8 protein-coding genes and 1 tRNA gene are annotated in these 8,350 nt (G+C 71.7%); 6 read left to right on the forward strand and 3 right to left on the reverse strand.

Annotated features, from left to right (window positions below):
• Nucleotides 1–127: 127 nt before the first annotated feature.
• The 3 genes from VF825_RS15995 to VF825_RS16005 are packed head-to-tail and all read left to right on the forward strand — an operon-like array spanning nucleotide 128 to nucleotide 3,121.
• Complete coding sequence (locus VF825_RS15995; RefSeq protein WP_331115118.1) at nucleotides 128–928, forward strand: alpha/beta hydrolase; 801 nt, start codon at nucleotides 128–130, stop codon at nucleotides 926–928.
• Between the two features lie 10 nt (nucleotides 929–938).
• On the forward strand, nucleotides 939–1,961 hold the full coding sequence (locus tag VF825_RS16000) for an ArsA-related P-loop ATPase (RefSeq protein WP_331115120.1): 1,023 nt from the start codon (nucleotides 939–941) through the stop codon (nucleotides 1,959–1,961).
• Nucleotides 1,961–3,121, forward strand: coding sequence for an ArsA family ATPase (locus VF825_RS16005; RefSeq protein ID WP_414695885.1), 1,161 nt, complete (start codon nucleotides 1,961–1,963; stop codon nucleotides 3,119–3,121). The genes VF825_RS16000 and VF825_RS16005 overlap by 1 nt, the downstream gene beginning before the upstream one ends.
• Before the next feature lie 135 nt (nucleotides 3,122–3,256).
• Here VF825_RS16005 and VF825_RS16010 read toward each other — a convergent pair whose 3' ends face one another.
• Entirely contained in the window at nucleotides 3,257–3,580 is a 324-nt protein-coding gene (locus VF825_RS16010; RefSeq protein WP_141790522.1) for a WhiB family transcriptional regulator, read from the reverse strand.
• 171 nt (nucleotides 3,581–3,751) lie between these two features.
• Here VF825_RS16010 and VF825_RS16015 point away from each other — a divergent pair, with 171 nt between their 5' ends.
• Nucleotides 3,752–6,148 carry a penicillin-binding protein gene (locus tag VF825_RS16015; protein WP_331115123.1) on the forward strand — a complete coding sequence of 799 codons (2,397 nt, stop codon included), beginning with the start codon at nucleotides 3,752–3,754 and terminating at the stop codon, nucleotides 6,146–6,148.
• Between the two features lie 93 nt (nucleotides 6,149–6,241).
• Here VF825_RS16015 and VF825_RS16020 read toward each other — a convergent pair whose 3' ends face one another.
• Complete coding sequence (locus tag VF825_RS16020; protein ID WP_331115125.1) at nucleotides 6,242–6,703, reverse strand: GatB/YqeY domain-containing protein; 462 nt, start codon at nucleotides 6,701–6,703, stop codon at nucleotides 6,242–6,244.
• Between the two features lie 51 nt (nucleotides 6,704–6,754).
• On the opposite strand from VF825_RS16020, the gene VF825_RS16025 reads away from it, so the two are divergent.
• Both VF825_RS16025 and VF825_RS16030 read left to right on the forward strand, forming a co-directional pair.
• The gene (locus VF825_RS16025; RefSeq protein ID WP_331115127.1) at nucleotides 6,755–7,687 is read left to right on the forward strand and encodes a metallophosphoesterase; all 933 of its coding nucleotides are present in this window, start codon (nucleotides 6,755–6,757) and stop codon (nucleotides 7,685–7,687) included.
• 154 nt (nucleotides 7,688–7,841) lie between these two features.
• A tRNA-Pro gene (locus VF825_RS16030) sits at nucleotides 7,842–7,918 on the forward strand.
• 81 nt (nucleotides 7,919–7,999) lie between these two features.
• On the opposite strand, the gene VF825_RS16035 is transcribed toward VF825_RS16030, so the two are convergent.
• Nucleotides 8,000–8,350 (reverse strand): tyrosine-type recombinase/integrase (locus tag VF825_RS16035; RefSeq protein ID WP_331115129.1); only part of this gene is annotated, 351 nt, incomplete at its 5' end.

Consider the following 8,350-nt stretch of genomic DNA (forward strand, 5'->3'; position numbering starts at 1 on the left):
CCAGCTCCCAGCCGTCCTCGCCCCACTGGTCGAGGATCTGCTTGGTGGCGTGCACGATCAACGGCACCGTGGCGTACTCCCATTTGCGCATGGGCGCACTCTAGCGGCCACTGGCACGATGCCTTCCGTGACCAACGACCCACGAGCGGTGCTGACCCGCAGCGCTCCCCCGCCGGCCCGCACCGAGGCCTACGGCCCCGACCCGGCGCAGGTGTACGACGTCCGGCTGCCGTCCGGGGCGGCCCGCGGCGCCACCGTGGTCGTGGTCCACGGCGGCTTCTGGCAGGCGGAGTTCGACCGGGCGCACGCGGCCGGCGAGGCGCAGGCGTTCGCCGACGACGGGTTCCACGTGGCGGTCCTGGAGTACCGCCGGGTCGGTATGCCGGGTGGCGGCTGGCCGGGCACCGTCGAGGACGTCACCGCGGCCCTCGCGGCGGTCCGGGCCGACGCGGGGCTCCCCTCCCCGATGGTCCTCGTGGGCCACTCGGCCGGGGGCCACCTCGTCACCTGGGCGGCCAGCCAGCCGTGGGCGCACGGCCTCGCCGGGGCGGTGTCGCTGGCCGGCTGCGTCGACCTGGCGCTGACCGCCAGGCTGCACCTGGGCGAGGACGCGGCGCAGAGCCTCATGGGCGGCGAACCGGACGCGGCCGACGAGGCCACCGACGCCGCGTGGGCCGTCGCCGACCCTGCCCGGCTCAGCCCGGCGGTCCCGGTGGTGCTGCTGCACGGCGCCGACGACGTGACCGTGCCCGTGGAGGTGTCCCGGTCCTACGAGCAGCGGATGCGCCAACCCGCGGGCGACCAGCAGCATGCGCAGGTGCGGCTGACCGTCATACCGGCCTGCGAGCACTTCGGGCTGATCGACCCCGAGCACCCGGCGTTCGCCGAGGTGCGGGACGCCGTACGCGGGCTGGCCGGCGCTCGCTAGGCTCGCGGACATGGCTGGCAACGCGTCCGCGCGGGACACCGACTGGGAGGGTGTGCGCCTGCACATCGTCACCGGCAAGGGTGGCACCGGCAAGACGACAGTGGCTGCGGCCCTGGCGCTGGCCCTGGCCGACCAGGGGCAGCGGGTGCTGCTCGCCGAGGTCGAGGGGCGGCAGGGCATCAGCCAGACCTTCGACGTGGCCCCGCTGGCGGCCACCGAGGCGCGGATCGCCCACGCGGAGAACGGCGGCGAGGTCTTCGGCCTGGCCGTGGACGCCAAGGCGGCGCTGCTGGAGTACCTCCAGATCTTCTACAAGCTGGGCCGGGCCGGCAGCGTGCTCGAGCGCTTCGGCGCCATCGACTTCGCCACGACGATCGCCCCAGGCGTGCGCGACGTGCTGCTCATCGGCAAGGTCTACGAGGCGGTCCGTCGCCGGCGCGAGCCCCGGGGCCGGGGGCACAAGGAGCCGCCGCACTACGACGCCGTCGTCCTCGACGCCCCGCCGACCGGCCGGGTGGTGCGCTTCCTCAACGTCAACCACGAGGTCGCCGACCTGGCGCGGGTGGGGCCGATCCGCTCACAGGCCGACTCGATCACCCGACTGCTGCGTTCCCCGCAGACCGTGGTGCACGTGGTGACCCTGCTGGAGGAGATGCCGGTGCAGGAGACCGTCGACGTGGTGCACGACCTGCGCGAGGCCAAGCTGCCGGTCGGGGGCGTGGTCATCAACCAGGTCCGCGACGAGGCGCTGCCGGAGAAGGCGCTGGTGCCGGCGGCCAACGGCGGGCTGCCCCGGGACGAGGTCGCCGCCGAGCTGGCCCGCGCCGGGGTCAAGGTCACCGACACCCTCGTCGACGGCCTGCTCGGCGAGGCCGCCGACCACGCTGCCCGGGTGGCCCTGGAGCGGCAGGAGGCCCAGGGCGTGCTGGCGCTGAAGCGCCCCACCTACCGGCTCCCGGTGCTGCCCGAGGGCGTCGAACCGGCCGGGGTGCGGGTGCTCGCCGACGCGCTGGTCGCGCAGGGGATGGCGTGATGGCGGTCAAGGACAAGCCCGTGCCGCTGGACACGGACGCCCTGCTGACCGACCCGGCAACGCGGATCATCGTGTGCTGCGGCGCCGGCGGGGTCGGCAAGACGACGACCGCAGCCGCGCTGGGACTGCGGGCCGCCGAGCAGGGCCGGCACGTCGTGGTGCTGACCATCGACCCGGCCCGCCGGCTGGCCCAGTCGCTGGGGCTGAGCTCGCTGGACAACACCCCGCGCCCGGTCAAGGGCATCGACGACTCCGCGGGCGGCTCGCTCGACGCGATGATGCTCGACATGAAGCGCACCTTCGACGAGGTGGTGCAGCTGCACTCCACCCCCGAGAAGGCCGAGCAGATCCTGGCCAACCCCTTCTACCAGGCCGTCTCCAGCTCCTTCGCCGGCACGCAGGAGTACATGGCGATGGAGAAGCTCGGCCAGCTGCGCGCCCAGGCCGACAAGGACGGCAGCTGGGACCTGATCGTCGTGGACACCCCGCCGTCACGCTCGGCGTTGGACTTCCTCGACGCACCCAAGCGGCTCGGCTCGTTCCTCGACGGCCGGTTCATCCGGCTGCTCAGCGCCCCGGCCAAGGCCGGCGGCCGGGCCTACCTCAAGGTCTTCAGCGCCGGGGTCGGCATGGTCACCCAGACGATGAACAAGGTCCTCGGCGCGCAGGTGCTCACCGACGTACAGACCTTTGTGGCGGCCCTGGACACGATGTTCGGCGGGTTCCGCGAGCGCGCCGAGGCCACCTACTCCCTCCTCCAGGAGGGCGGCACCGCGTTCCTCGTGGTCGCCGCGCCGGAGCGCGACGCCCTGCGCGAGGCCTCGTTCTTCGTCGACCGCCTCGCCGAGGAGCAGATGCCACTCAGCGGGGTGGTCATCAACCGCATGTATGCCGTGCAGGCGCCCGGGCTCTCCAGCGGCCGCGCCCTCGCCGCGGCCGAGCAGCTCGCCGAGGAGGGCTCGCCGTCGGCGAAGGTCACCGAGGGCCTGCTGCGGGTGCACGCGGCCCGGGCCGAGGTCGCCAGCCGTCACCAGGGCCTGGCCCGCGGGTTCAGCGCCGGGCACCCCGGCATCCCCATGGTGCAGGTGGCAGCGGCCGCCGAGGACATCCACGACCTCGAGGGGCTGCGGGCGGTCGGCGCCTCGCTGGCCGGCGACTGAGCTCGACCGGCGCCGGCCACCGCGTGCTCAGCCGAGCGGCCCGCTAAGGCCAGCGAGGCGCTCAGGTGCGCGGCGCGGGATACACACGACAGCGCCGCCCGCGGCGGTGAGCCGGGGCGGCGCGGTGTCGGTGGGTCAGGAGGCCGGTCGGTCGGCGTTGAGCCGGGCGGTCTCGAGGACGGCCCGCCAGGAGGGGACGTTGGGGCGGCGCTTGAGCAGGGCGCGACGCTCGCGCTCGGTCATCCCACCCCACACCCCGAACTCGGTGCGGTTGTCGAGCGCGTCGGCGAGGCACTCGGCGATGACAGGGCAGCCCATGCAAATCTGCTTGGCGATCTGCTGTGCGGCGCCCTGGACGAACAACGCGTCCGGATCGGCCTTGCCGCAAGCCCCCTGCTGAGCCCAGTCCTCGACCCACACGCGACGACCGGCTCCAGCGCTCGTGCTGCGCGAAGTCATGACGGTCACGGTTGGCCTCCCTGCTCTCAAAACGGACAGATCGTCCGTTCGTGATGCTTCGAGGTTAGGGAGCAGGCACAGGTCAGGACCATGACTAGGACGGATAGTTCAGGACACCCCCAAAGTGACTAGTCACTGATCAGGACGGGCTCCGCACGTATGCTGGCCGGCATGCAGGGACGCGCCACCAACCTCGCCAGCATCACCAGCCTGCTCGGCGCCCTCGTGGCCACTTCGGTGGTCATGGGGCTGCTCGGAGCGGGGCTGGTCATGCCGCTTGCCGGCGCGACGGGCGCCGCCGCCCGCTCGGGCGTGCAGGCCTTCGACTCCCTGCCGGGTGAGTTCAAGCAGACGCCGCTGTCGCAGCAGTCGCGGGTGCTCGCCTCGGACGGGTCGCTCATCGTCACCCCGTCCGACGAGAACCGCATCATCGTGCCGCTGTCCAAGGTGGCGCCCATCATGCGGCAGGCGCAGGTGGCCATCGAGGACTCCCGCTTCTACGAGCACGGCGGGGTCGACCTGCACGGCATCGCCCGCGCGTTCATCTCCAACGCCAACGGCGGGAGCACCCAGGGCGCGTCCACCCTCACGCAGCAGTACGTCAAGATCACGCTGCAGGAGAACGCCCTGCGCAACAACGACAAGGAGGCGGCCCAGGCCGCGACGGCCAAGAGCTACGGGCGCAAGCTGCAGGAGCTCAAGTACGCCGTCACCCTCGAGAAGACGCTGTCCAAGGACCAGATCCTCGAGGGCTACCTCAACCTCGTCTACTACGGCGACCTGGCCTACGGCGTCGAGGCCGCGGCGCACCACTACTTCGGCATCCCCGCCAGCAAGCTCAACCTGCCGCAGGCGGCCCTGCTGGCCGGCCTGGTCCAGCTGCCCTCCTCCACCGACCCGGTGCACCACCCCGACCGCGCCCTCGCCCGCCGCAACGTGGTGCTGGACCGCATGCACGACCTCAACCTGATCACCGACAAGCAGTGGCAGGACGCCCGCGCGAGCAAGCTCAACCTCAACATCACCCCGGGCCAGAGCTCCTGCGCCGCATCGCCCTACCCCTACTTCTGCGCCTACACCCTCAACTGGCTCCTGGAGCAGCCGGCGCTGGGCCGGACCGTCAAAGAGCGCAAGAACCTCCTGACCACCGGCGGCTTGACCATCCAGACCACGCTCGACCCGAAGATGGAGCAGGCCGTCAACGAGGAGATCCGCAAGAAGGTCCCGGTCGGCAACTCGGCCCAGATCGGCTCGGCCGCGGCGATCGTCGAGCCCGGCAGCGGCAAGGTCCTCGCCATCGGGCAGAACACCGACTTCGTCGGCAAGAAGGGCTTCGGCACCAACGAGGTCAACTGGTCGGTCGACACCCGCTACGGCGGCAGCACCTACGGCTTCCAGTTCGGCTCGACGGCCAAGATGTATGCCGTGGCGACCGCCCTCAAGGACGGCATGCCGGTCAACTCCCAGATCTACGCCAAGCCCGCTGACGCCAAGCACGCGGCGTTCTTCGCCCCGAGCGAGTACGCCGACCGGTGCCGCTCCGGCGTGCCGTTCGTCGTCCGCAACGACGAGGGCACCCGGGTCGGCAACATCAGCCTGACCGACGCGGCGGCGTTCTCGGTCAACACCGCGTTCGCGGGGCTCGTCGCCAAGCTCGGGGTCTGCAACGTCCAGAAGACGATGACCGAGATGGGCCTGCACCAGGCCGACGGCCAGCCGATCCAGACCTACCCCTCCCCGGTCACCCTGGGCTCCGACGGTGTCTCGCCGCTGACCCTGGCCTCGTCCTACGCCACGATCGCCTCCGGCGGCACCTACTGCCCGCCGGTGCCGGTCGTCTCGATCACGACCTACGACCACAAGTCGATCAAGCTGCCGGCCAACCCGTGCAAGCGCGTGATCGACGCCGACGTCGCCAACGGGACCACAGAGATCCTCAAGGCGGTGCTGACCAAGGGCACCGCGGCGGGCAACGAGCTCGCCGGCGGCCGTCCCGCCGCGGGCAAGACCGGCACCACCGACAACAGCAACGAGACGTGGTTCATGGGCTACACCCCGCAGCTGGCGACGGCCGTGTGGGTCGGCACCCCGACGGACAACTCCCGTCACCTGCGCAACATGCAGATCGGCAGCAAGTTCTACGCCGGCCAGATCTTCGGTGCCACGATCGCGGCACCGATCTGGAAGGCGATCATGGACCGCGCCTCCGCCGGCATGCCGATCGTCGACTTCGGTGGCGCCAGCGACAAGATGATGTTCGGCGACCAGATCGTGGTGCCCTACGTCGGTGGGCTGCCGGTCGACCAAGCGATCCAGAAGCTCAACGACGCCGGGTTCACCGGGGTCCAGGGCGGCTCGGCCGACTCCTCGCAGCCGGCCGGCACGGCGCTCTTCACCTCGCCGGCGGCGGGTAGCCGGGCGGTGCGCGGGTCCACCGTGACCATCACGGTCTCGACCGGCAACGCCCCGTCGACGCCGACGCCGACAAAGACGAAGTCGCCGTCGCCGAAGCCGACGAAGCCCACGCCCTCCAAAAGTCCCAGCCCAACACCAACGAAAAAAGGGTAAGAAGCCCACGCGGTAGTGACACAGCGCCCGCCACCTGAGCTCAGGTGGCGGGCGCTGTCGTGTCAGGGCGCCATGTGGCGCTCCCGGCGCCGGTCAGCCGGCGAGGGCCTTCCTCACCGCGGCGGCGATGCGCCCGCCCTCGGCCCGGCCGGCCACGAGCGGCTGGACGGTCTTCATGACCAGGCCCATCTGCGGCATACCGGTGGCACCGGAGTCCTGGACCGCCGTGGCGACCAGCGCGTCGAGCTCCTCGTCGCTGAGCTGCTGGGGCAGGTAGGCCTCCAGCACGGACAGCTCGGCGAGCTCGCGGTCCGCGAGCTCCGGCCGCCCCGCGTCCTGGTATGCCGTGGCCGCCTCCCGGCGCTTCTTGGCCTCCTTGGTGATGACCTTGAGCACCTCGTCGTCGGAGAGCTCGCGGGCCTCCTTGCCGGAGACCTCCTCGTTGGTGACGGCCGTGAGGGTCATCCGCAGGGTGCCGGCGCGGACCTGGTCGCGCTCACGGATGGCCTCGGTGAGCGCGGTCTGGAGGGTCGTCTTGAGCGAGGTCTCGGTCATGGGTCGCAGTCTCCCACCCCGCCGGGGCGGGTGTTTGCGAGGATGGGGGCGATGAACGGACTCACGCGCACCGCCCTCGGGGCCCTCGCCGTCGGCGCGACGGGCCTCGGTTATGCCTCCCTGATCGAGCGCAACGCCTTCGCGCTGCGCCGCTACACCGTGCCGGTGCTGCCACACGGCGCCGCGCCACTGCGGGTGCTGCACCTGTCCGACCTGCACCTGGTGCCGCGGCAGCGGCGCAAGATCGAGTGGGTCCGCGGCCTGGCCGCGCTCGAGCCGGACCTGGTGGTCAACACCGGCGACAACCTGGCCGACCTGGAGGCGGTGCCGGCCGCGGTGCGGGCGATGGAGCCGCTGCTCGAGCTGCCGGGCGTGTTCGTGCTCGGGTCCAACGACTACTTCGCGCCGACGCCGAAGAACCCGGCGCGCTACCTGACCAAGGGCTACCGCAAGGGCCTGGGCGGGCAGCCGCTGCCGACCTCGGACCTGGTCGACGCGTTCGCCAAGGCCGGGTGGGTGGACCTGACCAACACCCGGGCGGCCCTGGAGGTCGCCGGGCACGACCTGGACTTCGTCGGCGTCGACGACCCGCACCTGAACTACGACCGCTATCCCGGTCGCTCCGGGCTGGAGACGCCGTCCGGTGAGCTGACCATCGGGGTCACGCACGCGCCGTACACGCGAGTGCTGGACGCGATGACCTCCGACGGGGCCGGGCTGGTCATCGCCGGCCACACCCACGGTGGGCAGCTCTGTGTGCCGTTCTACGGGGCGTTGGTGACCAACTGCGACCTGGACCGCAAGCGGGCCAAGGGCGTCTCGCGGTGGTGGCCCGGAGCGGGCTCCCTGCCGTCCTCGGCGGCGCCGGCGGACGCGGCGTGGATGGAGGTCTCGGCCGGGCTGGGCACCTCGCCGTATGCGCCGGTGCGCTTCGCCTGCCGGCCGGAGGCGACGCTGCTGACGCTGGTGGCCAGGGGGTCCTGAGGCGGTTAGTCCTGGCGGCCCGTCACTGGCTGGCGGGCCGTCCGGTGTCCGGTCGCCGGGCTGGTCAGGGGCTTGCCGGGGACCCGATTCGGTGAGTGGGCTGGGGCTCGGCTATTCTCTCTTCTCGCTGCCCTCGGGTGGTGCACGACAGCCACGGGGTGTGGCGCAGCTTGGTAGCGCGCTTCGTTCGGGACGAAGAGGCCGCAGGTTCAAATCCTGTCACCCCGACCATTTTGTTTCCGCAGGTCAGAGCCGGATTGAGGCTCCCTGCGACCTCATCGCTCGGAACGATTCGAGCCACTCGCGAGCCCATTACGAGCCCTCGCCGTTCTGGCCGGGCTCGCGCGTGCCCTGGCCATCGATTTCGGCCGCTTCCGCCAGCCCCTTGGCCATCACGTCCGCAGCCCGCGTCAGGGTGTCGTTGAGGACATGCGCGTAGAGGTCCAGCGTCATGCTCGCCGTGCTGTGACCCATCAGCGACTGGACCGCCTTGAGGTCGCCGGTCATCCGCAACCACGCGGTGGCAGCGGTGTGCCGCAGGTCGTGCGGACGAAGCCCGACACGGTCCACGAGCTCGCACGCCTCCTTCCACCCGCCGTCGCGTCGCCAGTGCCGCGAGTCGAGCCGGGCGCCCCGCGGCGAGGGGGTGACCCGTCTGGTGGC

Origin of the sequence: Oryzihumus sp. (assembly GCF_036391795.1) — a bacterium.
In the GTDB taxonomy this organism is placed as follows: domain Bacteria; phylum Actinomycetota; class Actinomycetes; order Actinomycetales; family Dermatophilaceae; genus Oryzihumus.

What these genes read in the sequence shown, in the direction of transcription:
- VF825_RS16000 (WP_331115120.1), top strand. Translation starts at nt 939, where the DNA reads ATGGCTGGCAACGCGTCCGCGCGGGACACCGACTGGGAGGGTGTGCGC.
- VF825_RS16005 (WP_414695885.1), top strand. Translation starts at nt 1,961, where the DNA reads ATGGCGGTCAAGGACAAGCCCGTGCCGCTGGACACGGACGCCCTGCTG.
- VF825_RS16010 (WP_141790522.1), bottom strand. Translation starts at nt 3,580, where the DNA reads ATGACTTCGCGCAGCACGAGCGCTGGAGCCGGTCGTCGCGTGTGGGTC.
- VF825_RS16015 (WP_331115123.1), top strand. Translation starts at nt 3,752, where the DNA reads ATGCAGGGACGCGCCACCAACCTCGCCAGCATCACCAGCCTGCTCGGC.
- VF825_RS16020 (WP_331115125.1), bottom strand. Translation starts at nt 6,703, where the DNA reads ATGACCGAGACCTCGCTCAAGACGACCCTCCAGACCGCGCTCACCGAG.
- VF825_RS16025 (WP_331115127.1), top strand. Translation starts at nt 6,755, where the DNA reads ATGAACGGACTCACGCGCACCGCCCTCGGGGCCCTCGCCGTCGGCGCG.